At 54.2% G+C, this 25,819-nt stretch carries 21 protein-coding genes and 1 riboswitch; of the genes, 8 read left to right on the top strand and 13 right to left on the bottom strand.

What is annotated here, in order from left to right; translation table 11 throughout:
- Positions 1-38: 38 nt before the first annotated feature.
- The 4 genes from polB to araB form a co-directional block, all read right to left on the bottom strand.
- Positions 39-2,390: a DNA polymerase II gene (polB, locus tag AC07NP_RS07410; protein WP_494660033.1), complete on the bottom strand. Its 2,352-nt coding sequence runs from the start codon at positions 2,388-2,390 to the stop codon at positions 39-41.
- 112 nt (positions 2,391-2,502) lie between these two features.
- A complete protein-coding gene (gene araD / locus AC07NP_RS07415) occupies positions 2,503-3,198 on the bottom strand; it encodes an L-ribulose-5-phosphate 4-epimerase (RefSeq protein ID WP_192611056.1) in 696 nt (231 codons plus the stop codon).
- 95 nt (positions 3,199-3,293) lie between these two features.
- Positions 3,294-4,796 carry an L-arabinose isomerase gene (gene araA / locus AC07NP_RS07420; protein WP_203358950.1) on the bottom strand — a complete coding sequence of 501 codons (1,503 nt, stop codon included), beginning with the start codon at positions 4,794-4,796 and terminating at the stop codon, positions 3,294-3,296.
- Positions 4,797-4,806: 10 nt separating this feature from the next.
- Positions 4,807-6,516, bottom strand: a complete 1,710-nt coding sequence (araB, locus tag AC07NP_RS07425; RefSeq protein ID WP_494660034.1) for a ribulokinase — start codon at positions 6,514-6,516, stop codon at positions 4,807-4,809.
- A gap of 339 nt (positions 6,517-6,855) precedes the next feature.
- Between araB and araC the strand changes: the two genes are divergently transcribed.
- On the top strand, positions 6,856-7,701 hold the full coding sequence (araC, locus tag AC07NP_RS07430) for an arabinose operon transcriptional regulator AraC (protein ID WP_203358948.1): 846 nt from the start codon (positions 6,856-6,858) through the stop codon (positions 7,699-7,701).
- A gap of 119 nt (positions 7,702-7,820) precedes the next feature.
- Positions 7,821-8,588, top strand: a complete 768-nt coding sequence (locus tag AC07NP_RS07435; protein ID WP_494660035.1) for a DedA family protein — start codon at positions 7,821-7,823, stop codon at positions 8,586-8,588.
- A 66-nt stretch (positions 8,589-8,654) separates the two neighbouring features.
- Here the strand turns inward: AC07NP_RS07435 and thiQ are convergent, their stop codons facing one another.
- The 4 genes from thiQ to sgrR all read right to left on the bottom strand — a co-directional run bounded on the left by thiQ (position 8,655) and on the right by sgrR (position 13,729).
- A complete protein-coding gene (gene thiQ, locus AC07NP_RS07440; RefSeq protein ID WP_494660036.1) occupies positions 8,655-9,353 on the bottom strand; it encodes a thiamine ABC transporter ATP-binding protein ThiQ in 699 nt (232 codons plus the stop codon).
- Positions 9,337-10,947, bottom strand: coding sequence for a thiamine/thiamine pyrophosphate ABC transporter permease ThiP (thiP, locus tag AC07NP_RS07445; RefSeq protein ID WP_494660037.1), 1,611 nt, complete (start codon positions 10,945-10,947; stop codon positions 9,337-9,339). Before thiP ends, thiQ begins: the two co-directional genes overlap by 17 nt.
- Complete coding sequence (gene thiB / locus AC07NP_RS07450) at positions 10,923-11,906, bottom strand: thiamine ABC transporter substrate binding subunit (protein WP_494660038.1); 984 nt, start codon at positions 11,904-11,906, stop codon at positions 10,923-10,925. The genes thiP and thiB overlap by 25 nt, the downstream gene beginning before the upstream one ends.
- Positions 11,907-11,937: 31 nt before the next feature.
- A riboswitch (TPP riboswitch) is annotated at positions 11,938-12,038 on the bottom strand.
- Positions 12,039-12,073: 35 nt separating this feature from the next.
- Positions 12,074-13,729 (bottom strand): HTH-type transcriptional regulator SgrR, encoded by a 1,656-nt coding sequence (gene sgrR, locus AC07NP_RS07455; RefSeq protein ID WP_494660039.1) that lies wholly within the window; start codon positions 13,727-13,729, stop codon positions 12,074-12,076.
- 93 nt (positions 13,730-13,822) lie between these two features.
- Between sgrR and sgrT the strand changes: the two genes are divergently transcribed.
- Both sgrT and AC07NP_RS07465 read left to right on the top strand, forming a co-directional pair.
- Positions 13,823-13,945, top strand: a complete 123-nt coding sequence (gene sgrT / locus AC07NP_RS07460; protein ID WP_203358942.1) for a glucose uptake inhibitor SgrT — start codon at positions 13,823-13,825, stop codon at positions 13,943-13,945.
- 127 nt (positions 13,946-14,072) lie between these two features.
- Complete coding sequence (locus tag AC07NP_RS07465; RefSeq protein ID WP_494660040.1) at positions 14,073-15,251, top strand: sugar efflux transporter; 1,179 nt, start codon at positions 14,073-14,075, stop codon at positions 15,249-15,251.
- Between the two features lie 100 nt (positions 15,252-15,351).
- Here the strand turns inward: AC07NP_RS07465 and leuD are convergent, their stop codons facing one another.
- The 5 genes from leuD to leuL all read right to left on the bottom strand — a co-directional run bounded on the left by leuD (position 15,352) and on the right by leuL (position 20,210).
- Positions 15,352-15,957, bottom strand: a complete 606-nt coding sequence (leuD, locus tag AC07NP_RS07470; protein ID WP_494660041.1) for a 3-isopropylmalate dehydratase small subunit — start codon at positions 15,955-15,957, stop codon at positions 15,352-15,354.
- Between the two features lie 10 nt (positions 15,958-15,967).
- Positions 15,968-17,368, bottom strand: coding sequence for a 3-isopropylmalate dehydratase large subunit (leuC, locus tag AC07NP_RS07475; protein ID WP_494660042.1), 1,401 nt, complete (start codon positions 17,366-17,368; stop codon positions 15,968-15,970).
- 2 nt (positions 17,369-17,370) lie between these two features.
- On the bottom strand, positions 17,371-18,462 hold the full coding sequence (leuB, locus tag AC07NP_RS07480) for a 3-isopropylmalate dehydrogenase (RefSeq protein WP_192611069.1): 1,092 nt from the start codon (positions 18,460-18,462) through the stop codon (positions 17,371-17,373).
- The gene (leuA, locus tag AC07NP_RS07485) at positions 18,462-20,033 is read right to left on the bottom strand and encodes a 2-isopropylmalate synthase (protein ID WP_203358937.1); all 1,572 of its coding nucleotides are present in this window, start codon (positions 20,031-20,033) and stop codon (positions 18,462-18,464) included. Before leuA ends, leuB begins: the two co-directional genes overlap by 1 nt.
- 90 nt (positions 20,034-20,123) lie before the next feature.
- Positions 20,124-20,210, bottom strand: coding sequence for a leu operon leader peptide (gene leuL / locus AC07NP_RS07490; protein WP_192614293.1), 87 nt, complete (start codon positions 20,208-20,210; stop codon positions 20,124-20,126).
- Between the two features lie 656 nt (positions 20,211-20,866).
- Between leuL and leuO the strand changes: the two genes are divergently transcribed.
- The 4 genes from leuO (at position 20,867) to cra (ending at position 25,529) form a co-directional block, all read left to right on the top strand.
- Positions 20,867-21,808, top strand: a complete 942-nt coding sequence (gene leuO / locus AC07NP_RS07495) for a transcriptional regulator LeuO (RefSeq protein ID WP_203361320.1) — start codon at positions 20,867-20,869, stop codon at positions 21,806-21,808.
- A gap of 316 nt (positions 21,809-22,124) precedes the next feature.
- Positions 22,125-23,849, top strand: a complete 1,725-nt coding sequence (gene ilvI / locus AC07NP_RS07500) for an acetolactate synthase 3 large subunit (RefSeq protein WP_203358936.1) — start codon at positions 22,125-22,127, stop codon at positions 23,847-23,849.
- A gap of 2 nt (positions 23,850-23,851) precedes the next feature.
- The gene (gene ilvN / locus AC07NP_RS07505) at positions 23,852-24,343 is read left to right on the top strand and encodes an acetolactate synthase small subunit (protein ID WP_162380992.1); all 492 of its coding nucleotides are present in this window, start codon (positions 23,852-23,854) and stop codon (positions 24,341-24,343) included.
- Positions 24,344-24,524: 181 nt separating this feature from the next.
- Positions 24,525-25,529, top strand: a complete 1,005-nt coding sequence (cra, locus tag AC07NP_RS07510) for a catabolite repressor/activator (protein ID WP_203358935.1) — start codon at positions 24,525-24,527, stop codon at positions 25,527-25,529.
- The last annotated feature ends 290 nt before the right edge of the window (positions 25,530-25,819 follow it).

Raw genomic sequence — 25,819 nt, forward strand, 5'->3', positions numbered from 1 at the left:
GGCGCTATGGTACTGGATGGCGGCGCGTTCGTCACGCGTCAAAATAACCCCAGTTGCCCAGTCAGTAGTGTAGCAAAATTATCATCAATAAAGGGAAGAATTCCTTCTGCCACGGGCTGTAGCTGGCGCGTCAGGTAGTGCTCGTAATCCAGCGGCGAGTGTTGATAATCCACAGGTTCGGGGCCGTTTGTGGTCCACACATATTTTATGGTACCGCGATTCTGATACTGCGCAGGTCGCCCGCGCGCCAGGTTCTGCTCATCGGCGAGCCGGGCTGCGCGAACGTGTGGAGGGACATTTCGTTGATATTCACTTAATGGACGGCGCAGACGTTTACGATAGACCAGCCTTTCGTCCAGCTCTCCCGCCATCAGTTTATCTATGGTTTCCCGCACGTAATCCTGATACGGCTCGTTACGAAAAATACGCAGATACAGCTCCTGCTGGAACTGCTGCGCCAGCGGCGTCCAGTCGGTGCGTACCGTTTCCAGACCTTTGAACACCATTCTCTGCGCGTCGCCTTCCTGAATCATCCCGGCATAACGCTTTTTGCTGCCGGTATCCGCCCCGCGAATAGTGGGCATCAGAAAGCGGCAGAAGTGGGTTTCAAACTCCAGTTCCAGCGCACTGGTTAACTGCTGTTGTTGCAACGAGTGCGCCCACCACGCATTGACATGCTGTACCAACGAACGACCTATTTTCGCCGCCTCCTCTTCCGAGTGCGCCCCCTTCAGCCAGACGAATGTGGAGTCGGTATCGCCATAGATCACGTCATAGCCTTGTTCTTCAATGAGCGCTTTGGTCTGGCGCATGATCGCGTGGCCGCGCATGGTGATCGAGGAAGCGAGTCGGGGATCGAAAAAGCGGCAGGCGGTGGTGCCGAGCACGCCGTAAAACGCGTTCATGATGATCTTGAGCGCCTGCGAAAGCGGTTTATTGCCGTGGCGCTTTGCCTCGTCGCGCCCGAGCCAAATCTGGGTAACGATCTCCGGCAGACAGTGTTTTTCCCGCGAGAACCAGGCGTCGAGGAATCCTTCGGTACTGTGTGTGGGATCGGGCTGCGCCATGCCTTCCACCAGACCGACGGGATCAATGAGAAAAGTGCGGATGATTGAGGGGTACAGGCTTTTGTAATCCAGTACCAGCACCGAGTCATACAGGCCGGGGCGAGAGTCCATCACATAACCGCCGGGGCTGGCTAAGGGCGGTACTTCCCCCAGATTTGGCGCCACATAACCGGCGCGGTGCATACGCGGAAAATAGAGGTGCCCGAAGGCGGCGACCGAGCCGCCGTGACGATCGGCGGGCAGACCGTTGACCGTCGCGCGTTCCAGTAAGAACGGCATGATTTCCGTTTTGTGAAAAATCCGCGTGACCAGCTCGCAATCTTTCAGGTTATAGGTGGCCAGTGCGGGTTTATCTTCGGCGAAACGGCGGTCAATTTCGTCCATGCGATCCCAGGGATTGTCGATGGACTTCCCTTCACCGAGCAGCTCCTGCGAAACGGTCTCCAGAGAAAATGAGGAGAAATTCCAGAACGCGGATTTCAGCGCTTCAATGCCGTCGATAATGAGTCGTCCTTTCGCCTGAGCGAAGAACACCCCGTTTTTAAAGCCGTGCTCGCGCCATTCCAGCTCAGTCTTCTCGCGCCCCAGACACAGAGGAATGCGATAGCGTTCAGCATGTTTTTGCAGGACGCGTAAATCGAACTGCACCACATTCCAGCCAATGAGCACGTCAGGATCGTGTTGGGCAAACCAGGCGTTGAGTTTCTCCAGCAACAGAGGGCGGCTCGCCACATATTCGAGCTCAAAATCCAGCGCCCGGGCATCACCATTCTCCGGGCCGAGCATATAAACAGTACGTTGGCCGCAGCCTTCCAGGCCAATGCAGTAAAGCTCGCCGTGGCGATTGGTTTCGATATCCAGCGACACCCATTTTAATGGCGGTCGATAGGGCGGATTGGGTTTCAGGCGCGCATTTACGATGGCGCCATGATGGTGGTCGCCATCGACCCACACCGGAGAGGTGATAAACCGTTCCATCAGATAGCGTTCCGGCGGGCGTACATCGGCTTCATAGACCGTGATGCGGTTTTCTTTCAGCCGTTTTTCCAGACGCATGAGCTGTCGATGGGAGCGGCAATACAAACCTGAAACCGGTTGGCGGTGAAAATCCCGCAGATTGAGCGGCGCGATACGATAGCCATTTTCAGTGCTTAACAGTGAAGTGGCGCGGGGAATTTGATCGACAGGGATAAAAGCCACTGACTCCTGTGGCGCGAGCGTGACCTGCAATGGACCATTGTCCGTCGCTAGCCAGAATGAGACTTCCGTTCCCTGCGGGGTATCCCGCCAGTGCCGGGTTAAAATAAAACCTGCCTGCGCCAAGCTGTGTACCCATCAAAAAAACCAGGCGTTATTATAGCCTGGTTTAGGTGATTTTGCTGTGGTTTTATACAGGTATCATTCCAGTGAAACGTGGCGACCCCTGGCTACACGTTTATTGCCCGTAGTAGGCTTTTGCGCCATGCTTGCGCAGGTAATGCTTGTCCAGCAGCGTCTGTTGCATATCCGGCAATTGCGGTGCGAGCTGACGACAGAAAATGCCCATATAGGCCACTTCTTCCAGCACAATGGCGTTATGAACGGCGTCTTCTGCCGTTTTTCCCCACGCAAACGGGCCGTGGGAGTGCACCAGCACGCCGGGCATTTGTGCTGCATCAATCCCCTGTTTTTCAAAGGTTTCGACGATCACATTGCCGGTTTCCCATTCGTATTCGCCGTTGATTTCCGCATCGGTCATTTTACGGGTGCAGGGAATGGCGCCATAGAAATAATCGGCGTGGGTCGTTCCTGTGGCCGGGATCGATTGACCCGCCTGCGCCCAGATGGTGGCGTGGCGTGAGTGGGTGTGAACGATTCCGCCGATTGTCGGAAACGCCTGATACAGCAGTCGGTGGGTCGGCGTATCGGAAGAGGGTTTCTTCGTACCTTCAACGACGTCTCCGGTGGCGATGCTCACGACCACCATATCATCAGCAGTCATCACACTGTAATCGACGCCAGAGGGTTTAATCACGAATACGCCGTGTTCCCGGTCGACCGCGCTGACGTTCCCCCAGGTGAGGGTCACCAGATTGTGTTTTGGTAACGCCAGATTGGCTTCTAACACCTGGCGTTTGAGATCTTCTAACATGTTGGCTCCTGTGTGCCGGATGGCGCTGCGCTTATCCGGCCTACAAGAGCGTAGGCCCGGTAAACGCAGCGCCACCGGGCATTCCGATACGACGCTTAGCGTTTAAAGCCGTAATAGACCTCGTTCCAGCGCAGCGCATCCTTAAAGGCAGGCAAGCGGGTGTCGTTATCGATGACGCTGATTTCGATGTCGTGCATTTCAGCGAACTGGCGCATGTCGTTCAGATCCAGCGCATGACTGAAGACGGTATGGTGCGCGCCACCGGCGAGGATCCAGGCCTCGGACGCGGTTGGCAGGTCGGGTTGCGCTTTCCACAGGGCGTTGGCCACCGGCAGTTTCGGGAGGTCGTGCGGCGTTTTTACCGTGTCGATGCAGTTGACCAACAGACGGTAGCGATCACCAAGATCAATCAGGCTGGCGACGACTGCCGGACCCGTTTGGGTATTGAAGATCAGACGGGCAGGGTCATCTTTACCGCCAATGCCGAGGTGCTGCACATCGAGGATCGGTTTTTCCTCCACGGCAATCGAAGGGCACACTTCCAGCATATGCGAGCCGAGCACCAGATCGTTGCCTTTCTCGAAGTGGTAAGTGTAATCCTCCATAAAGGAGGTGCCGCCCTGCAGACCGGTTGACATCACCTTCATGATGCGAAGCAGGGCGGCGGTTTTCCAGTCGCCTTCACCGGCAAAGCCGTAGCCTTGCTGCATCAGGCGTTGTACGGCGAGGCCAGGAAGCTGTTTCAGGCCGTGTAAATCTTCAAACGTAGTGGTGAAGGCATGGAATCCGCCTTGCTCGAGGAAGCGCTTCATACCCAGCTCAATGCGCGCCGCTTCACGCACATTCTGACGTTTATCACCGTGGATCTGCGTGGCCGGGGTCAGGCTGTAGCTGCTTTCGTACTCGTCGATGAGCGCGTTAATGTCGCCGTCGCTGATGGCGTTCACCACCTGCACCAGATCGCCCACCGCCCAAGTATTAACGGAGAAGCCAAACTTGATCTGCGCGGCCACTTTATCGCCGTCCGTCACCGCCACTTCACGCATGTTATCGCCAAAACGGCACACTTTCAGATGACGGGTGTCCTGTTTGGAGACGGCATGGCGCATCCACGAACCAATACGCTCGTGTGCCTGTTTGTCCTGCCAGTGACCGGTGACAACCGCGTGCTGCTGACGCATACGTGCGCCGATAAAACCGAACTCGCGGCCGCCGTGTGCGGTCTGGTTCAGGTTCATAAAGTCCATATCGATGCTGTCCCACGGCAGAGCGGCATTGAACTGGGTGTGGAATTGCAGCAGTGGTTTGTTGAGGATCGTCAGACCGTTGATCCACATTTTGGCCGGAGAGAAGGTATGCAACCACACCACCATACCGGCACATTTTTCGTCATAATTGGCGTCGCGGCAGATAGCGGTGATCTCATCCGGGCGCGTGCCCAGCGGTTTGAGGACCAGTTTGCACGGCAGTTTGGCTTCGGTATTCAGTGCCTTTACGACGTGCTCGGCATGCTGAGTCACCTGACGCAGGGTTTCAGGACCATACAGATGCTGGCTACCAATCACAAACCACACTTCGTAATTATCAAAAATCGTCATTGTCGTGTCCTTAATGAGTCAGGGTTGCCTGGGGTTCCGGGGCTTTTGGCACCGGGGCGGCAGTCGGGAGATAGTGTTGTTCAGCGCTTATCGCCCACTGTTGGTAGCGGCGATAAAGCTGTTCAAAACGTTGGGCCTGTTCCGGGCGAGGTTGCAGCGTGTGTTCGACGGCGCTCGCCATTTTGTCCTGCGCGGCAGGAATGTCGGCGTGGACCTTCGCGGCGACGGCGGCAAAAATCGCGGCGCCGAGTGCGCAACATTGATCGGAGGCAACAATTTGTAATGGGCGATTGAGCACGTCGCAGCACGCCTGCATAACGCTGACGTTTTTACGGGCGATACCGCCGAGCGCCATCACGTTATTGACCGCAATGCCTTGTTCGGTAAAGCATTCCATGATGGCGCGCGCGCCAAAGGCCGTGGAGGCGATCAGGCCGCCAAACAGCGCTGGCGCATCGGTAGCGAGGTTGAGATCGGTGATCACCCCTTTCAGGCGCTGGTTGGCGTTTGGCGTGCGGCGACCGTTAAACCAGTCGAGCACCACTGGCAGGTGATCCAGCGACGGATTTTTTGCCCACGCTTCGGTCAGTGCGGGTAAGAGCTGTTTCTGGCTGGCTTTGATCTGATCTTTCAGCTCAGGATGCTGAGCGGCAAGCTGTTCCAGCGGCCAACTGAGAATGCGACCAAACCAGGCGTAGATATCGCCAAAGGCGGATTGACCGGCTTCCAGGCCGATAAAACCGGGCACCACGCTGCCGTCGACCTGCCCACAAATCCCTTTCACCGCACGCTCACCGACGCTCTCTTTGTCGGCAATCAGGATGTCGCAAGTGGACGTCCCGATCACTTTCACCAGCGCATTTGGCTGCGCGCCAGCGCCGACGGCGCCCATATGGCAGTCAAACGCGCCGCCGGAAATCACCACGCTTTCTGGTAAACCGAGGCGCTGCGCCCACTCTGCACAAAGCGTTCCGACGGGAATATCGGCAGTAAACGTTTCGGTAAACATCGGGTAAGACAAGTGGTGGTTAAGCAGCGGATCAAGTTCGTCGAAGAAACTGGCGGGGGGGAGTCCTCCCCAGCTTTCATGCCACAGTGATTTGTGTCCGGCGCTGCAGCGACCACGGCGAATATCCTGCGGGCGGGTGGTGCCGGAGAGCAGGGCGGGCACCCAGTCGCACAGCTCAATCCATGAAACGGCGGCTTGCGCGACGGCGCTATCCTCACGGGTGACATGTAAAATTTTGGCCCAGAACCATTCGCTGGAGTAAATGCCGCCAATGTAACGGGAGTAATCAACCTTGCCCGACGTATGACACAGGCGGGTAATCTCTTCCGCTTCTTCTACCGAGGTGTGGTCTTTCCACAGCACAAACATCGCGTTTGGGTTGTCGGCGAATTCCGGGCGCAGGGCCAGGACATGACCGTCGGCATCAATGGGGGCAGGTGTGGAGCCGGTGCTGTCAACGCCAATCCCGACCACCTCTGCGCGCTGTGATGCGCTGAGTTCAGCCAGGACGGTTTTCAGTGCGGATTCCATCGACTCAATATAGTCGCGCGGATGATGGCGGAACTGGTTATTCGGACCGTCGCAATAGCGCCCTTCCTGCCAGCGTGGATACCACTCTACGCTGGTGGCGATCTCTTCGCCGGTGGCGCATTCCACCGCCAGCGCTCGTACAGAATCACTGCCAAAATCGAGGCCAATTGCAATCGCCATCGTCTTACTCCATCCAAAAAAACAGGTATGGAGAAACAGTAGATAGTGGGGATAAAAACCGTCAGGCAGGATCCGCTAATCTTATGGATTAAAATGCTATGTCATCGCAAAGTGTGACGCTGTGCAAATAATCAATGTGGACATTACTGCCGTAATTATAGACACTTTTGTTACCCGTTTTCATCGCCTCTGATGTGTGCCTTTTTTACAGAATGCTTTTCACCCGCGGGATTGATGGTCTGTCACTGAAATCGCGGTGGCCGGAAGCGGTGAAATTGAAGGTGCCTCATGCAATATGGACAATTTGTTTCTTCACAGAACGCCCGGAGTAATGAATTTATGGCTGAAATACAAAATGATCCTCTGCTGCCGGGGTACTCGTTTAACGCACATCTGGTGGCGGGGTTAACCCCTATTGAAGCCAACGGATACCTGGATTTTTTTATCGACAGGCCGTTGGGGATGAAGGGTTACATTCTTAATCTGACCGTTCGCGGCGAAGGGGTTATCAATAACCACGGGAAACAGTTTATCTGCCGCCCGGGGGATATTTTACTGTTTCCGCCAGGCGAAGTTCACCATTATGGACGCCATCCCGACGCCAGCGAGTGGTATCACCAATGGGTCTACTTTCGCCCGCGAGCCTACTGGCAAGAATGGCTGGCCTGGCCGACAATTTTTGCTCAGACGGGATTTTATCGTCCGGATGAGGCCCATCAGCCCCATTTCAATGACATGTTCGGTCAGATTATTAACGCCGGGCAGGGAGAAGGGCGCTACTCTGAGCTACTGGCGATAAACCTGCTGGAGCAACTGCTGTTGCGCCGCATGGAAGCGATCAACGAATCGCTACACCCGCCGATGGATAACCGTGTGCGAGACGCCTGCCAGTACATCAGCGATCACCTGGCGGACAGCCATTTCGATATTGCCAGCGTGGCGCAGCATGTTTGCCTGTCGCCTTCCCGTTTGTCACACCTGTTCCGTCAGCAACTTGGCATCAGTGTGTTGAGCTGGCGTGAAGATCAGCGTATCAGTCAGGCGAAACTGTTGCTCAGTACAACACGAATGCCGATTGCCACCGTTGGGCGTAATGTGGGGTTTGACGATCAGCTCTATTTCTCCCGCGTCTTCAAGAAATGTACCGGGGCCAGCCCAAGCGAATTCCGTGCCGGATGTGAATAAAAAGTGAATGATGTGTCTGCAAAAGTGTCATAACCCGTAAACTATTCAGATAAATGATGGCTTGACGAAGTGAGAGAGGGTTTGCAGAATCCCAGCTTCGTAAAACTGACGGGCATACTATGCAAGCATTGCTGGAACACTTTATTCTCCAATCCACCCTCTATTCGTTAATTGCGGTCATGCTGGTGGCATTTCTGGAATCGCTGGCATTGGTCGGTCTGCTCTTACCTGGCACGGTACTGATGGCGGGGCTGGGGGCGCTCATTGGGAGCGGAGAAGTGAATTTCTGGCATGCCTGGCTGGCGGGCATTGTGGGATGTTTACTGGGCGACTGGATCTCTTTCTGGCTGGGGTGGCGCTTTAAAAAACCGTTGCACCGCTGGTCATTCATGAAAAAGAACAAAGCGCTACTGGATAAAACCGAGCATGCGCTGCATCAGCACAGCATGTTCACCATTCTGGTGGGGCGTTTTGTGGGACCCACCCGCCCGCTGGTGCCGATGGTAGCAGGAATGCTGGATCTGCCGATCGCGAAGTTCGTCATACCCAATATCATTGGCTGCGTGCTGTGGCCGCCTTTCTATTTTTTGCCGGGGATCCTGGCCGGTGCGGCGATCGATATTCCCGAGGGCATGCAGAGCGGCGGTTTTAAATGGCTGTTACTGGCCACGGCGCTGCTGCTGTGGGTCGCGGGCTGGCTGTGCTGGCGGTTGTGGCGTTTCGGTAAGGCTGCCCCCGATCGTCTGACCTCCTATTTGCCGCGTGGCCGCTTGTTGTGGCTGACCCCGGCGCTCCTCGCTATCGGCGTGATGGCGCTGGTGGCGTTGCTACGCCACCCGCTGATGCCGGTCTATCTTGATATTCTGCGAAAAGTCGTGGGTTACTGAGTTCGGTTTATGCCGGATGGCGGTTTCACCTTATCCGGCCTACACGCCGCCATCCGGCAATGCTATTTATGCTTTAATCCCCAATAGCGCCGACGCGCTGGAATGACCGCTTAACAGTTCATCCGTGGTTCCCTGCCACGCAATGCGCCCGTCAGCCACCACGACGGAACGTGTCGCAATACGCGCCGCGTCCTCTATGCTGTGAGACACCATCAGCAAGGTCAATTGCCGTTCGCGGCACACGTCGCTGACCAACGTCAGCATTTCCTGGCGCAGGGCGGGGTCGAGTGCGGAAAACGGTTCGTCGAGCAGCAGCACCGGCTGTTCGCGGACCAGGCAGCGCGCCAGCGCCGCACGTTGGCGCTGACCGCCGGAAAGCTCGCCCGGTAAACGCGCCATCAGGTTATCGATGCCCATCTGGCGGGCAATATGCTGAATTTTCTCCCGCTGGAGCGCATTGAGCTTCAGTCCCGGATCAAGCCCAAGACCGATGTTTTGTTGCACCGTCAGATGGCTGAACAGGTTGTTTTCCTGAAACAGCATCGAGACCGGGCGACGGGCCGGGGGCGTGGTGGTGTGATCCTCGCTTTCAATCAGCAGAGTACCGCTGGCGGGTGCGAGGAATCCCGCAACGAGATTCAACAAGGTGCTTTTCCCGGCACCGCTTGGCCCCAGCACCGCCACCTGTTCGCCGCGTTCCACAGAAAGCGTAAAACGCATCGGCAAATGGTGATAAAGCCAGGTGATATCAGTCAGAGTTAGCATGTCGCCCCGGTAGTTTTTCAATCACGGTAAAGAGCATAAAGCAGAGTATCAGCAGCAATAATGCCGTTACCGCACCGTCCTGACTGCGGTAAGAGCCAATCTGCTGGTACAGATAAAATGGCAGTGTGCGGAAATCATCGTTGCCAAACAGGGCGACGACGCCAAAATCGCCAATCGAAAGTACGCAGGCAAACGCCAGCGCCTGCGCCAGCGGCCGTTTCAGTGCGCGCAGTTCCACCACGTTCAGGCGTGACCATCCCTCGATCCCCAGCGACTGGCACAGCATACTGTAACGTGCCGTCACGTCTCGCATAGGGTTCTCCAGCACTTTCAGTGCGTAAGGAATCGCCATTAACGCATTGGTGAAAATCACAATTCCGTCTGCGGATTCCGGCAAACCGATACTGTTGTTCAGCAGCAGAAAAAAGCCTGTTGCCAGGACAATACCGGGCATGGCAAGAATCAACATGCCGCTCAATTCCAGCGTTTGACCTGCCAGCACCTGTTGCCGTGCCCGCAGTTCTCGGCTACTCCACAACAGCATCATGGTCAGAACCACGCACAGCAAACCGGCGGCCAGTGCGATCCGCAGTGATGTCCACAGGGCCTGCCAGAGCACAGGTTGTGCGAGGACATCCAGCAAATGGCGGTTGAAACCGTCAACAATGACCGCCAATAGCGGAGGCAGCAGTAGCAACAGTGCCAGAATAATCAGCGCTGCGTCGGTCAGGCGGCTATGCAGGCGATCGTCCGGATCGCGCCAGCCTTGCACCAGCGTCGTTCCCGGCGCAATGGCCTTGCTTAAACGCTGGCTGAGCAGCACCAGCGCCAGGCAGCATGTCATCTGGATCAACGCCAGTATTGCCGCCCGCGCAGGATCGAAGTCGTAACTGAGAGCCTGATAAATCGCCAGCTCGATGGTGGTGGCCTGAGGGCCGCCGCCGAGTGAAAGTACGGTCGCAAAACTGGCGAAGCAGAGCATAAAAATGAGCGCCGCCACCGGAGGGATCTGCCGACGTAACCACGGCCACTCCACAAAGCGGAAAAAATTCCAGCCGCGCATGCCTAACTGCGCCGCGAGCTGTCGCTGTTCGCCGGGGATGTTTTCCAGCGCCTGGAGTAGCAAGCGGCTGGCCATCGGCAGATTAAAAAAGACGTGCGCCAGCAGAATGCCCTGCAACCCGTAAGGCGAGAAACGCCACTCCAGCCCCAGCGCTTGCCAGAGTGTGGCGAGCCAGCCCTGGCGACCGTAGACGCTGAGAATACCGAAAACGGCGACCAGTACCGGCAGAATCAGGGTCATGGCGCACAAGCGTAATAACGCCAGACGACCGGGGAAACGGCGTCGGTAAAGCGCCCTGGCAAGGAAAATCGCCGGGACCACCGATAACAGCGCTGAGAGAAACGCCTGCCAGAACGAAAAACGCACCACGTGCCACAGGTAGCTGTCCTGCCAAAGCGAGAGCCATTCTCCCTGCGGCGCGTTAAGCCAGAGCGCCAGAAATGCGGCCAGAGCAACCGCCACTATCAGCGTGGCGGCAGAAAGTCCGGGTATCAGCCAGCCGGGAATTAACGGCTGACGGCGCGTTGCCATTCGCTGATCCATGCCTGACGTTGAGATGCCACTTCAGCAGGAGTGAACTCCAGCGTAGTGGCCGGTTTGGTCAACTGATCAAACCCGGCGGGTAGAGTGACGTTGGTGACAGGGTACATCCAGTTGCCGGTGGGGATGGCGTTCTGGAATGCCGGAGAAACCATAAATTTGAGGAATTTCTCTGCCAGTTCCGGCTGTTTGCTGGCGGCGGTACGGGCGGCGACTTCTACCTGCAGATAGTGGCCTTCGCTGAAGTTTGCCGCAGCGTAATGGTCTTTTTTCTCTTCGATAATGTGATACGCCGGAGAGGTGGTGTAGCTCAGCACCAGATCGCTTTCCCCTTTCAGGAACAGGCCATAGGCTTCGCTCCAGCCTTTGGTGACGGTGACCGTTTTGGCCGCCAGTTTCTGCCAGGCTTCGGGGGCCTTATCGCCATAGACTTTCTGCATCCACAACATCAGTCCAAGACCCGGCGTGCTGGTACGCGGATCCTGATAAATCACGCGCCATTTCTGGTCGCTTTCAACGAGCTCCTTCAGGCTTTTAGGCGGGTTTTTCAGCTTGTTTTTATCATAAACAAACGCGAAGTATCCGTAGTCGAAGGGGACAAAGGTCTCGTTCTGCCAACCGCCAGGTACGTTGACGGCATCAGGCGCAATGCCGCTTTTCGCAAACAGGTTGGTTTGCGTGGCGGCCTCGAGCAGGTTGTTGTCCAGCCCAAGCACCACATCCGCTTTGCTGTTCTTCCCTTCCATACGCAGGCGATTAAGCAACGAGACGCCATCTTCCAGCGCCACCATTTTCAGTTCGCACTGGCAGTCGGCTTCGAAAGCTTTCTTGATGGTGGGACCGGGTCCCCAGTCGGCGGCGAAAGAGTCGTAGGTGTACACGGTCAGGACCGGTTTAGCGAAGGCCGGTGCAGCACACAGCACCAGTAAGGGAAGACATTTTTTTAACACTTTGCACCTCAGTAAAAGAGTGGCAAAGGACTTGAGCATTAGCCTCAAATCCCTTCGCCGGCGTTATCCGGATCAGGTTCGACGGGTATTTTCTCAGCCCGCGCACATGGCGCAGCACCCCGTTGAGAACGGCACATTGTAATGATTACGTGAAGAGATCAAAAGGGTTAAGGATCCGGTGGGGCAAACCACGCCGATTTAAAGTCGAACCAGCCGAGCGTATTCATCCGCAAGCCGCGCATACTGCGCTGTCCCTGAATGATCAGCCAGTGGTGAATGAGCGGCACAATCGCTTTGCTGGCGAGCAACTGTTGGCACCACGCGGCCAGATTCATCTCGCCTGCGTGCCATTGCGCGGCATCTTCCTTCCAGTCTCGTGGGATACAGTTTTGTAGCAAAGGCACTTCGCATAAGTGAGCGAATAGTGAGAAATCGAGCGGCAACGTAAAGTTGGCGCTATTTAGCCAGATGTCGCTTTCGATCTCGCCTGCGTGCCACTGATCGTAGTCGATCTCCTGAATATTCAGGTGAACCTGATGTTCTGCCAGCAGGTCGCTCATGATCTGGGCGATAACCCGATGTTCAATGTGTTCGCGATAGTACGTCAGCGTCAGGGTTTCCAGACCCGCAGGTTTTTCACCGCGCCCCGGCCGGGCATGGTGCCAGCGGGGCAGTAATCCATAGGCGGGGAACCACAGGCGCTGGTACTGCTCATCGGCGTGGTAAAGCAAATGGGTAGGGGAAAGCACGTGGCTTACCCACTCTCTGACGTGCTGATTGGCACCGCGATGGGTTCGCGCATCAAAGAGTAAATAGTAACAGCCTTCCTCAAGACGACTCTCAATGGCCTTTTCACTTTCTACAGTGCCTTCGAGCATCAGGCCGCACGTCGGTTCTTCGCTAATGTCCGGCAACACCCAAACATTCACTTCATCAATGAGTGCCCGATAGCCAAAGTAATCGTCAAAGGCGTGGATCTTCAGCTGATTACGCGTATTGCGCATCACGGCATAAGGGCCAGTACCTATTGGATGGCTGGAGAAATTGTTCAGGGTTTCCCATTCTCGCGGCAGGATCATCGCCGGAACCTGGCCTAACAACCACGGAAGCCAGCGATCGGGTTGTGAGAGATGGACATCCAGCGTCCAGGTTGTCGGAGAGACAATCTGCGTGATGTGCGAGTAGAGCGGAAGGGCGTTGATGCGCGTGAGAGACGCCACCACATCTTCCATTTCCAGCTCTCGCCCGTGGTGAAAGTGAATCCCCGGTCGCAGAAAGAATCGCCATTGCAAAGGAGAAATTTGCTGCCAGTGATGGGCAATATCGGCTTCCAGTTCCCCATTTTCCTCATTTACGCGGGTTAGCGCGCTGAAGATTTGCCGGGCGATGTGGGTTTCAGAACGGCGTAATGCGCTGCCCGGCAGCAGGTTGTGCATCGGTCGATAGTAAAGCACACGCAGGATATGTCGGCCCTGACGGAAGCTGCGCCCCAGATGTGAAACCAGCATTTGCCGTACGGCCGTTTTGTCACCGACTAATTGCACCAGCTGGTCTATGCGGTCCTGCTCCAGCAGGTCCTCCGCCCGCTGTTGCTGTAGCGCAAGTCCGGTGTAGAGGAAGGTCAGGCGTGAGCGTTTACCGCGTCCGACTTCGGCTTCCCAGGTCAGCCAGCCGCGCGCCTGCATGGTGTTCAGCAGCGTACGCATATGGCGGCGGGAGCAACTTAACAGTTCCGCCAGCTCATTCAGCGTGGTGTCTTGCGTTTTTCCATCACAGCATTGCCACAGACGGATGAACTGTTGTTGCAGACGACCTGAAGACATAAAAGAGGAACTCCTGCGAAAAACTCAGCAATTTTATAATCCCCATATTAGGCCAATAATGGATTCCGATGAAGCAATATGGAGAGGTCGACTATGCGTCCGTTTTTTCTGCACTACTTTACCGCGACAGAAGGGTTGTCCTGGTTGGCTTGCCTGAGCGCGCCGCAGCGCTTAAAGGTGCTCGAAGAACTGATGCAATGGGAGGTGACAGCCTGACCTCTGAGGTCCAAATTGCAGACATCATGTGTGACTGAGTATTGGTGTAGGCTCTGGCCTAAAATCACCCGCCAGCAGATAATACCTGCTGGCTTTTTTCGTTTCAGCAGCACAATTAAGGAACTGTATGCTCTGGATTATGACGATGGGGCGGCGTCTTAACGGCGTTTACGCGGCGTTCATGCTGGTGGCTTTTATGATGGGCGTGGCAGGCGCGCTTCAGGCACCGACGTTGAGCCTGTTTTTGAGCCGTGAAGTGGGGGCGCAACCGTTTTGGGTCGGGCTGTTTTATACGGTAAACGCCATTGCCGGGATCGCGGTGAGTCTGGGGCTGGCAAAACGTTCGGATAGCCGGGGCGACCGCCGTCGACTGATCATGTTTTGCTGTCTGATGGCCATCGGTAACGCGCTGTTGTTTGCGTTTAATCGCCATTACCTCACGTTGATTACCTGTGGCGTACTGCTGGCATCGCTGGCGAATAGCGCCATGCCGCAGCTGTTTGCGCTGGCGCGGGAGTATGCAGACAGTTCGGCGCGGGAAGTGGTGATGTTCAGCTCGGTGATGCGTGCCCAGCTCTCGCTGGCGTGGGTGATTGGCCCGCCGCTGGCGTTTATGCTGGCGCTGAATTATGGCTTCACCACGATGTTTGCTATTGCGGCCGGGATCTTTGCTATCAGCCTCGTGCTGATTGCGTTGATACTGCCTTCGGTGGCGCGCGTTGAGCAACCCGTTGATGCGCCTGAAACGCCGACCGGCGGCTGGCAGGATAAAAATGTGCGGATGTTGTTTATTGCCTCCACCTTAATGTGGACCTGCAACACCATGTACATCATTGATATGCCGCTCTGGATTAGCAGCGATCTTGGGCTGCCGGATAAACTGGCGGGGATCCTGATGGGGACGGCAGCAGGGCTGGAAATTCCGGCGATGATCCTCGCGGGCTATTATGTGAAGCGCTTCGGAAAGCGGCGCATGATGATCACGGCGGTCGCGGCAGGCGTCCTTTTCTATCTTGGACTTATCTTTTTTCACAGCCATGCGGCGTTGCTGGTGTTGCAACTGTTTAATGCGGTGTTTATTGGCATTATCGCGGGTATCGGGATGTTGTGGTTTCAGGATCTGATGCCGGGGCGGGCGGGGTCGGCAACAACGTTGTTCACCAACAGTATTTCAACGGGAGTGATCCTGGCCGGAGTTATCCAGGGCGCGGTAGCGCAAAGTTACGGGCATTTTGCCGTCTATTGGGTGATTGCGGCGATCTCTGTGGTGACGCTGGCGATGACCGGACGAGTAAAAGATGTTTAATTTTGCCGGGTGGCGGCTTCGCCTTACCCGGCCTACACGGACTTTGTAGGCCCGTGCAAACGAAGTGCCGCCGGGCAATTCTCCCAGGCGGCACCTGGGGTTAGCGCATAAACACCGGTTGCTTCTCTTCATATGCCGTAATGGCATCTTCGTGTTGCAGTGTCAGCCCGATGCTGTCCAGACCGTTCATCATGCAGTGGCGGCGAAATGCGTCGAGCGCAAAGGGGTAGGATTTATCTCCCGCTTTTACCACCTGAGCCTCCAGGTCCACGTCGAATGTGATGCCCGGATTCGCCTGCACCAGGGTAAACAGTTCATCCACTTCCGCATCGCTTAACTTTACTGGCAACAACTGATTGTTGAAGCTGTTGCCGTAGAAAATATCCGCGAAGCTGGGGGCGATGACCACTTTGAACCCGTAATCCGTCAGCGCCCATGGCGCGTGCTCGCGTGAAGAACCGCAGCCAAAGTTTTCCCGCGCCAGAAGAATGGAGGCCCCTTTATATTGCGGGAAGTTCAGTACGAACTCCGGGTTGGGCTGCTGGCCCTGTTCATCCAGGAATCGCCAGTCGTTAAACAGGTGTGCGCCAAAGCCGGTACGGGTGACTTTCTGCAAAAACTGCTTAGGAATAATGGCGTCGGTGTCGACGTTGGCGGCATCCAGCGGGACAACCAGGCCTGTATGTTGGATAAATTTCTCTGCCATGGTGGTTTCCTTATTTGATGCTGCGAATGTCGGCAAAATAACCGGTAACGGCGGCGGCGGCGGCCATGGCCGGGCTGACTAAGTGTGTGCGTCCACCGCGTCCCTGACGACCTTCAAAGTTACGGTTGCTGGTGGAAGCGCAACGTTCACCCGGATTCAGGCGATCGTTGTTCATTGCCAGACACATGGAACAACCGGGTAAACGCCACTCAAAACCGGCTTCAATGAAGATCTTGTCCAGACCTTCCGCTTCCGCCTGGGCTTTCACCGGGCCAGAGCCTGGCACGACCAGCGCCTGTACACCCGGAGCCACTTTGCGGCCTTTGGCGATTTCTGCCGCCGCACGCAAATCTTCAATACGCGAGTTGGTGCAGGAGCCGATAAATACTTTATCAATAGCCACTTCCGTTAACGGAATACCGGGTTTCAGTCCCATATAGGCCAGCGCTTTTTCGGCGGAGGCGCGTTCGACCGGGTCGGCAAATGATGCGGGATCGGGAATATTCTCCGTCACGGAGATGACCTGGCCTGGGTTGGTGCCCCAGGTGACCTGCGGCGCGATCTCTTCCGCCTGCAGGGTAACGACGGTATCAAATTTGGCGCCATCGTCGGTCTTCAGGGTTTTCCAGTATGCTACGGCATCGGTAAAATCTTTCCCCTTCGGCGCGTGCAGACGACCCTGTACATAGTTGAAGGTGGTGTCATCCGGCGCGACCAGACCGGCTTTCGCGCCCATTTCGATGGCCATGTTGCACAGCGTCATACGGCCTTCCATGCTCAGGGCCTGGATCGCGTCACCGCAAAATTCAACCACATGTCCGGTACCGCCAGCGCTGCCGGTTTTCCCAATGATCGCCAGCACGATATCTTTTGCCGTAATCCCCGGCGCCGCAGTGCCATTAACTTCGATTTTCATGGTTTTAGCGCGGCCCTGTTTCAGGGTCTGCGTCGCCAGAACGTGCTCAACTTCAGAGGTTCCGATTCCGAACGCCAGTGCGCCAAATGCGCCGTGGGTCGCCGTGTGGGAGTCGCCGCAGACAATGGTCATGCCCGGTAAGGTGATACCCTGTTCAGGGCCCATCACGTGGACGATGCCCTGATACGGGTGATTCAGGTCGTACAGCTCGACGCCGAACGCGTTGCAGTTTTTAATCAACTCCTGCATCTGAATGCGGGCCATCTCGCCGGATGCGTTGATGTCTTTGGTTTGCGTGGAGACGTTGTGATCCATCGTCGCGAAGGTTTTACCCGGCTGGCGAACCGGACGGCCATGCGCGCGCAGACCATCAAATGCCTGCGGAGAGGTCACTTCATGCACCAGATGACGGTCGATATATAACAGCGGGGTTTCGTTCGGCGCCTCATAGACGACGTGCGCATCGAACAATTTTTCATACAATGTTTTAGCCATGATTACACCCCTTCTGCGACGTAGCGGGCGATGATATCGCCCATCTCATCGGTACTGACTGCGGCAGCGCCACGGGCTAAATCACCGGTGCGGATACCTTCTTCTAACGCGCGATTAATGGCGCTTTCTATCGCGGTTGCGGCGTCGTTTGCCTCCAGGCTGTAGCGCAACAGCAGCGCCAGAGAGAGGATTTGCGCAATCGGATTGGCAATATTTTTCCCGGCGATATCTGGCGCCGAGCCGCCCGCAGGTTCATACAGGCCGAAACCTTGTTCATTCAGGCTGGCGGAAGGCAACATGCCCATGGAACCGGTAATCATGGCGCATTCGTCAGACAGGATGTCGCCAAACAGGTTGGAGCACAGCAGCACGTCGAACTGAGACGGATCTTTGATCAACTGCATGGTGGCGTTGTCGATGTACATGTGCGCCAGTTCAACGTCCGGATACTCTTTCGCGATTTCATTGACGATCTCACGCCACAGAATGGACGTTTGCAGTACGTTCGCTTTATCAATTGACGTCACTTTATGGCGGCGTTTACGGGCTGACTCAAAAGCAATGCGTGCGATACGCTCGATTTCAAAACGGTGATAGACCTCGGTATCAAAGGCTTTTTCATACTGACCGTGACCTTCACGGCCTTTTGGCTGACCGAAATAGATCCCGCCGGTCAACTCGCGCACGCACAGGATATCGAAACCGTTGGCGGCAATATCCGCACGTAACGGGCAGAAGGCCTCCAGCCCCTGGTACAGTTTGGCTGGACGCAGGTTGCTGAACAATTTGAAATGCTTACGCAGCGGCAGTAAGGCGCCGCGCTCGGGCTGCTGGTCAGGCGGCAGTTTTTCCCATTTTGGACCGCCGACCGAGCCAAACAAAATGGCATCCGCTTGCTCACAGCCTTCAACCGTGGCCTGCGGCAGCGGTTGACCGTGATTGTCGATGGCAGCGCCGCCTACGTCGTAATGGCTGGTGGTAATACGCATGGCAAAGCGGTTGCGAACGGCATCCAGTACTTTCAGGGCTTGCGCCATGACTTCCGGGCCAATACCGTCGCCCGGCAACACAGCAATATGGTAATTCTTCGACATCACACGGTTTCCTTGTTGTTTTCGTTGTTCTGAGCTTTGCGTTGCAACTCTTTTTCGACTTCAGCCGCACGCCAGATGTTGTTCAGGACATGCACCATCGCTTTGGCGGAGGATTCGACGATATCCGTCGTCAGGCCGACGCCGTGGAAACGGCGACCGTTATAGTTGGCGACGATATCCACCTGGCCCAGCGCATCTTTGCCGTGGCCTTTTGCCGTTAAGCTGTATTTCACCAGCTCGACGTTGTAATCAGTGATACGGTTGATGGCCTGATAGATAGCATCGACGGGACCGTTGCCGTTGGCCGCTTCTGCCTTCACTTCGTTGCCGCAGGCCAGTTTGACGGACGCCGTGGCGATATCGTTCGAGCCGGACTGCACGTTGAAATAATCCAGACGGAAATGCTCCGGCTCTTCCTGCTGTTTGTTAATGAAGGCCAGCGCTTCCAGGTCGTAGTCGAATACCTGACCTTTTTTATCCGCCAGTTTCAGGAACGCGTCATACAGATTGTCCAGGCTGTATTCGTCCTCTTTATAACCCATCTCATCCATACGGTGTTTTACCGCCGCGCGGCCTGAGCGTGACGTCAGGTTCAACTGAACTTGATTCAGGCCGATCGATTCTGGTGTCATGATTTCGTAGTTTTCACGATTTTTCAGCACGCCATCCTGATGGATGCCGGAAGAGTGGGCAAAGGCGCCGCTGCCAACAATCGCTTTGTTCGCCGGAATCGGCATGTTACAGATTTGGCTGACTAACTGGCTGGTACGCCAGATTTCCTGGTGATGAATGCGGGTCTGTACGTTCAGGATATCTTTACGCACTTTAATCGCCATGATCACCTCTTCCAGCGAGCAGTTACCGGCACGTTCGCCGATACCGTTCATCGCGCCTTCTACCTGACGCGCGCCCGCATGCACTGCTGCCAGTGCGTTACCCACGCCCAAACCTAAGTCATCGTGGGTGTGAACAGAGATGATGGCTTTATCGATGTTCGGAACTCGCTCATACAGCCCGGAAATGATACCTGCAAACTCGAAAGGCATGGTGTAACCCACGGTATCAGGGATATTGATGGTTCTTGCCCCTGCGTTGATGGCGGCTTCTACTACGCGAGCCAGGTCGGCAATTGGGGTGCGGCCTGCATCTTCGCATGAGAATTCCACGTCATCCGTGTAATTGCGTGCACGTTTGACCATGTAAACCGCGCGTTCAATGACCTCGTCCAGCGTGCTGCGCAATTTGGTGGCGATATGCATCGGCGATGTAGCGATAAACGTATGGATACGGAATGCCTCAGCGACTTTCAGCGACTCAGCCGCCACATCGATATCTTTTTCTACACAGCGGGCCAGAGCACACACACGGCTATTTTTAACCTGGCGCGCAATGGTCTGTACGGACTCAAAATCGCCAGGGGAAGAGACAGGGAAACCGACTTCCATTACGTCAACGCCCATACGCTCAAGCGCCAGAGCAATCTGCAGTTTTTCTTTCACACTCAGGCTTGCCTGTAACGCCTGTTCACCGTCGCGTAAGGTCGTATCGAAAATAATGACTTGCTGGCTCATGGTTTAGGTCCTTGTCTCTGAGAGCGCCTTGCATCAGGCATAAAAAAACCCGCGCAACGGCGCGGGTTTTTTGTCTTACTGGAAGATGACTTAATGCTGAATGTCGCTCACCAGTCTACCGCGCAACGAGGATGCGTTTAGTAGTAGTAGGCTGAGGAAGCGAACGTTACGAATCATTAATCAAACTCCAGGCGAAAGCGATATGCTTTTAGTGGTACTGGATACGTTGTCTGAAGTCAACCCTGTCTCCTGTAAAATAACGCTGTTACGCAGGGGATTCTGTCTTTTACTTTAGCTAATTGTGCTGGGCAACCAGTCCAATAAAAGACAAATTAGTTGTTTGTCGTTCACACTTTTCATCATTTGAAATACTTAAGCATACTTTTTTTCATTTGCCTGTGAAGAAAGGTCTTTGGAAGGTCTTGTAAAGGCGTTGTTTATCTTTATGATTTACATTGTTTTTATATTTTCAGTGAATGAGTTTTTATCCTCGCCAGCACCTTATTGATAAATTAATGTTAAGAGTAAGGGTTCTGTTAATATAAATATTTAATTAAAACTTAAATAATCATTCACTAAACGTATGATTGTGTATTCGTCGCGCTTATGGTTATATTACTTCCGTAATTTGAACATTATGAATTATTGGGTGTGACATTTATCACGTTATGTTTGTCATATCTTTCACCGTTTTCTAAACGATGCCTTTATGTTTTCCTAATTTTTTTATTTTTCTTTTTCTTATTCTATATGCATGGTAAATCATATTTTCTGAGTTTATTTCTGCATTCCCCCCAAGGAAAAGGAAGTGTAGTGTGACAGTGGAGTTAAATATGCCAGAGGTAAAAACTAAACCGCATCTTTTAGAGATGGGGAAACCGCAACTTCGAATGGTTGATCTCAATTTATTAACCGTTTTTGATGCGGTAATGCAGGAACAGAATATCACGCGAGCGGCACATTCTCTGGGGATGTCACAACCTGCGGTAAGTAACGCAGTTGCGCGTTTGAAAGTCATGTTTAATGACGAGTTATTTGTGCGTTACGGGCGTGGTATTCAGCCGACAGCGCGTGCATTTCAGCTATTCGGTTCCGTTCGGCAGGCGCTGCAACTGGTGCAGAATGAGTTACCGGGTTCGGGCTTTGAACCGACCAGCAGCGAACGCGTGTTCAATCTTTGTGTCTGCAGTCCGTTGGATAATATTCTGACGTCTCTTATTTATAATCGTGTAGAACAAATTGCCCCAAATATACATGTTGTTTTTAAATCGTCATTAAATCAGAACACAGAACATCAATTACGTTATCAGGAAACGGAATTTGTTATTAGTTATGAGGAATTTCGTCGTCCCGAGTTCACCAGCATTCCGTTGTTTAATGATGAAATGGTATTAGTTGCCAGCAAAAAACATCCGCATATCAATGGCCCATTGCTGGAAAGCGATGTGTATAATGAACAACACGCTGTTGTATCACTGGATCGTTTTGCTTCTTTTAGCCAACCCTGGTATGACTCAGCGGATAAACAAGCCTGTGTCGCCTATCAAGGTATGGCGATGATTAGCGTGCTTAATGTTGTTTCGCAAACGCACCTGGTTTCTATTGCCCCTCGCTGGCTGGCAGAAGAATTTGCGGGCTCATTAGAATTACAAATATTGCCTTTACCTTTAAAACTGAATAACCGGACGTGTTATCTCTCCTGGCATGAAGCAGCGGGTCGCGATAAAGGACATCAGTGGATGGAAGAGTTATTGGTTTCTGTCTGCAAGCGATAAAACGGGCAGAATAAATCAGGGTGCGACTTCTGGTTTATTCTGCATTTTTTAATAAGTGTGAAATTTTATACTGAATTCACTGTTGAGCTTCATGTTGGACATCCTGAAAAATAGAGGAATTGCTGTAACTCCTCATTTTTAAGCGATTAATTGTCACCACGAATACGTATCATGGTGTAATCCGCCATTAAATCCTTTCATTCCTCTCATTTATTCTAATCTCACTCTGTTTACCGGCGTCTACCCGAATTGCCTGCATCAGGACGAGCGGTTAATGTGTTTAGCAAATGTTAATCATCATACAGTGAGGCAAGCCATGGAGATGTTGTCTGGAGCCGAGATGGTCGTGCGATCGCTCATCGATCAGGGCGTGAAACAGGTTTTCGGATATCCCGGGGGCGCAGTTCTCGATATTTATGATGCACTGCATACGGTGGGGGGGATCGATCACGTCCTGGTACGTCATGAACAGGCTGCCGTGCATATGGCGGATGGGTTAGCGCGGGCGACCGGTGAGGTAGGCGTGGTGCTGGTGACTTCAGGTCCCGGAGCGACAAACGCCATTACGGGCATCGCTACGGCCTACATGGATTCTATTCCGCTGGTGATCCTTTCCGGCCAGGTGGCGACCTCGTTGATTGGCTACGATGCGTTTCAGGAATGTGACATGGTGGGGATCTCCCGCCCGGTGGTAAAACACAGTTTCCTGGTCAAGCAGACGGAAGATATCCCTCAGGTGCTCAAAAAGGCGTTTTGGCTGGCGGCGAGCGGGCGGCCCGGCCCGGTAGTGGTGGATTTACCCAAAGATATTCTAAGCCCGGCGAAAAAACTGCCTTATGTCTGGCCGGATGCCGTCAGTATGCGTTCGTATAATCCGACAACGACAGGGCATAAAGGGCAAATTAAGCGCGCGTTGCAAACCCTGGTGGCAGCGAAAAAACCGGTGGTCTACGTGGGCGGCGGGGCGATAAATTCAGCCTGCCACGAGGAACTCCGCCAGACGGTTGAGACGCTTAATCTCCCGGTTGTCTCTTCATTAATGGGGCTTGGCGCATTCCCGGCAACGCATCAACAGTCCTTAGGGATGTTGGGCATGCATGGCACGTATGAAGCGAATATGACCATGCATAACGCGGATGTGATTTTTGCTGTGGGGGTACGGTTCGACGATCGCACAACCAATAACCTGGCAAAATATTGTCCGAATGCGACCGTTTTACATATTGATATCGACCCTACGTCTATCTCAAAAACGGTGACGGCAGATGTGCCGATTGTGGGCGACGCGCGTCTGGTGCTGGAGCAGATGCTGGAATTGCTACCGCAAGAGTCCGCCGCGCAACCGTTGGATGATATTCGCGACTGGTGGCAACAGATTGAGCGCTGGCGTGCACGCCAGTGTCTGAAATATGACACGCAAAGTGAGAGCATCAAACCGCAAGCGGTGATCGAGGCTATCTGGCGTCTCACCAAAGGCGAGGCGTACGTCACCTCCGACGTCGGCCAACACCAAATGTTTGCCGCGCTTTACTACCCGTTTGATAAACCGCGTCGCTGGATTAACTCCGGTGGGCTGGGCACCATGGGGTTTGGTCTGCCTGCGGCGCTGGGGGTGAAGATGGCGCTGCCCGAAGAAACGGTCGTTTGTGTGACCGGCGATGGCAGTATCCAGATGAACATCCAGGAGCTGTCGACTGCGCTGCAGTATGAATTGCCTGTTCTGGTGCTCAACCTGAATAACCGATATCTGGGGATGGTTAAGCAGTGGCAGGACATGATCTATTCGGGGCGGCATTCGCAATCTTACATGCAGTCATTGCCTGATTTTGTACGTCTGGCGCAAGCCTATGGTCATGTTGGTATCCAGATTAACCATCCGGGCGAGCTGGAAAGCAAACTGAGCGAGGCCCTTGAGCACGTACATAATAATCGCCTGGTCTTCGTCGATGTGACGGTGGATGGCAGTGAGCATGTCTACCCTATGCAGATTCGCGGGGGCGGGATGGATGAAATGTGGTTAAGCAAAACGGAGAGGACCTGATTATGCGCCGGATATTATCTGTATTGCTGGAGAACGAGTCAGGGGCATTGTCGCGCGTGATTGGCCTCTTTTCGCAGCGTGGCTACAATATTGAAAGCCTGACCGTTGCGCCGACTGACGATCCGACATTATCGCGTATGACCATCCAGACCGTGGGTGATGAAAAAGTCCTCGAACAAATCGAAAAACAGTTGCACAAGCTGGTCGATGTGTTGCGGGTGAGCGAGCTTGGGCAAGGGGCGCACGTTGAACGTGAAATCATGCTGGTGAAGATCCAGGCCAGCGGCTACGGGCGTGAAGAGGTCAAGCGCAACACCGAGATCTTCCGTGGGCAGATTATTGACGTCACCCCGTCTATTTATACCGTCCAACTGGCGGGAACCAGTGAAAAACTGGATGCTTTCCTGGCAACGTTGCGCGAGGTGGCGAAGATTGTTGAAGTTGCGCGTTCAGGCGTGGTCGGTCTTTCGCGCGGTGATAAAATCATGCGCTAAGGAATACCTTACTCCGATTTCGCAGGCTCAACGTTACCGGTTGGGCCTTTTTTTGCGAAATCCGCAATAACCAGAGACAAAAGCGGTTGCACGCAGTGCGTATTCTGCGATTAGATGTTAATTAATTTTACCCATGCCGTCTCAGTGGTTATGGTTTGTACTTTTTACGCAAGGGGCAATTGTGAAACTGGATGAAATCGCTCGGCTAGCCGGTGTATCGCGAACGACTGCAAGCTACGTTATTAACGGAAAAGCAAAGCAATATCGCGTGAGCGACAAGACCGTTGAAAAAGTCATGGCGGTGGTGCGCGAGCATAATTATCACCCCAATGCTGTGGCTGCCGGGCTGCGTGCGGGACGCACTCGCTCCATTGGTCTGGTCATTCCTGACCTCGAGAACACAAGTTATACCCGCATTGCAAACTATCTGGAACGCCAGGCGCGCCAGCGGGGTTATCAACTGTTGATCGCCTGTTCTGAAGATCAGCCGGATAACGAAATGCGCTGCATCGAACACCTTTTGCAGCGCCAGGTGGATGCAATTATTGTGTCGACCTCTTTGCCGCCGGAGCATCCTTTCTATCAGCGCTGGGCTAATGATGCTTTCCCGATTGTTGCGCTGGATCGTGCACTCGATCGCGAACATTTTACCAGCGTTGTTGGCGCTGACCAGGATGATGCGGAAATGCTGGCTGGAGAGCTTCGCAAATTCCCTGGGGAAACGGTGCTCTATTTGGGGGCGCTGCCAGAACTGTCGGTGAGTTTCCTGCGTGAGCAGGGATTCCGTACCGCGTGGAAGGATGATCCGCGTGAAGTGCATTTCTTGTATGCCAACAGTTACGAGCGGGCCGCCGCAGCGCAGCTGTTTGAAAAATGGCTGGAAACGCACCCGATGCCGCAGGCGCTGTTTACCACCTCTTTTGCACTGTTGCAGGGCGTGATGGATGTGACATTGCGTCGTGATGGGAAATTACCTTCCGAACTGGCTATCGCCACTTTTGGTGATAATGAACTGCTCGATTTTCTGCAATGTCCGGTACTTGCCGTGGCGCAACGCCATCGTGATGTCGCTGAGCGTGTTCTTGAGATTGTTCTGGCGAGTCTGGATGAACCCCGTAAGCCAAAACCGGGTTTAACACGGATCAAACGTAATTTGTATCGCCGTGGCGTCCTTAGCCGTAGCTGAGTTAATACCCCCGCGCCAGAAAATGCTTAGGTGCGGGGGAAATAAAAAAAGAAAATCAATAACCGTATCAGAATTAAGATTATTCCTTAAAATCTCGCTGAGATATCTTATAAATAATCCTGATTGCACTCTCACAACCCTTTTTCAGGTTATTGGGCGGTAACGGCAGGTTGCTCTTGTATTATTTTGTTACATGCTTGTGGGGAATTGCCGAATTAACAAACACTTTCCTTCCCTGATGCGGTAACGCATCGTACTCCCTGGCTGCAGGGGGCATAACGACCGATAAA

Source organism: Citrobacter sp. GW821-FHT07H02 (assembly GCF_059418505.1).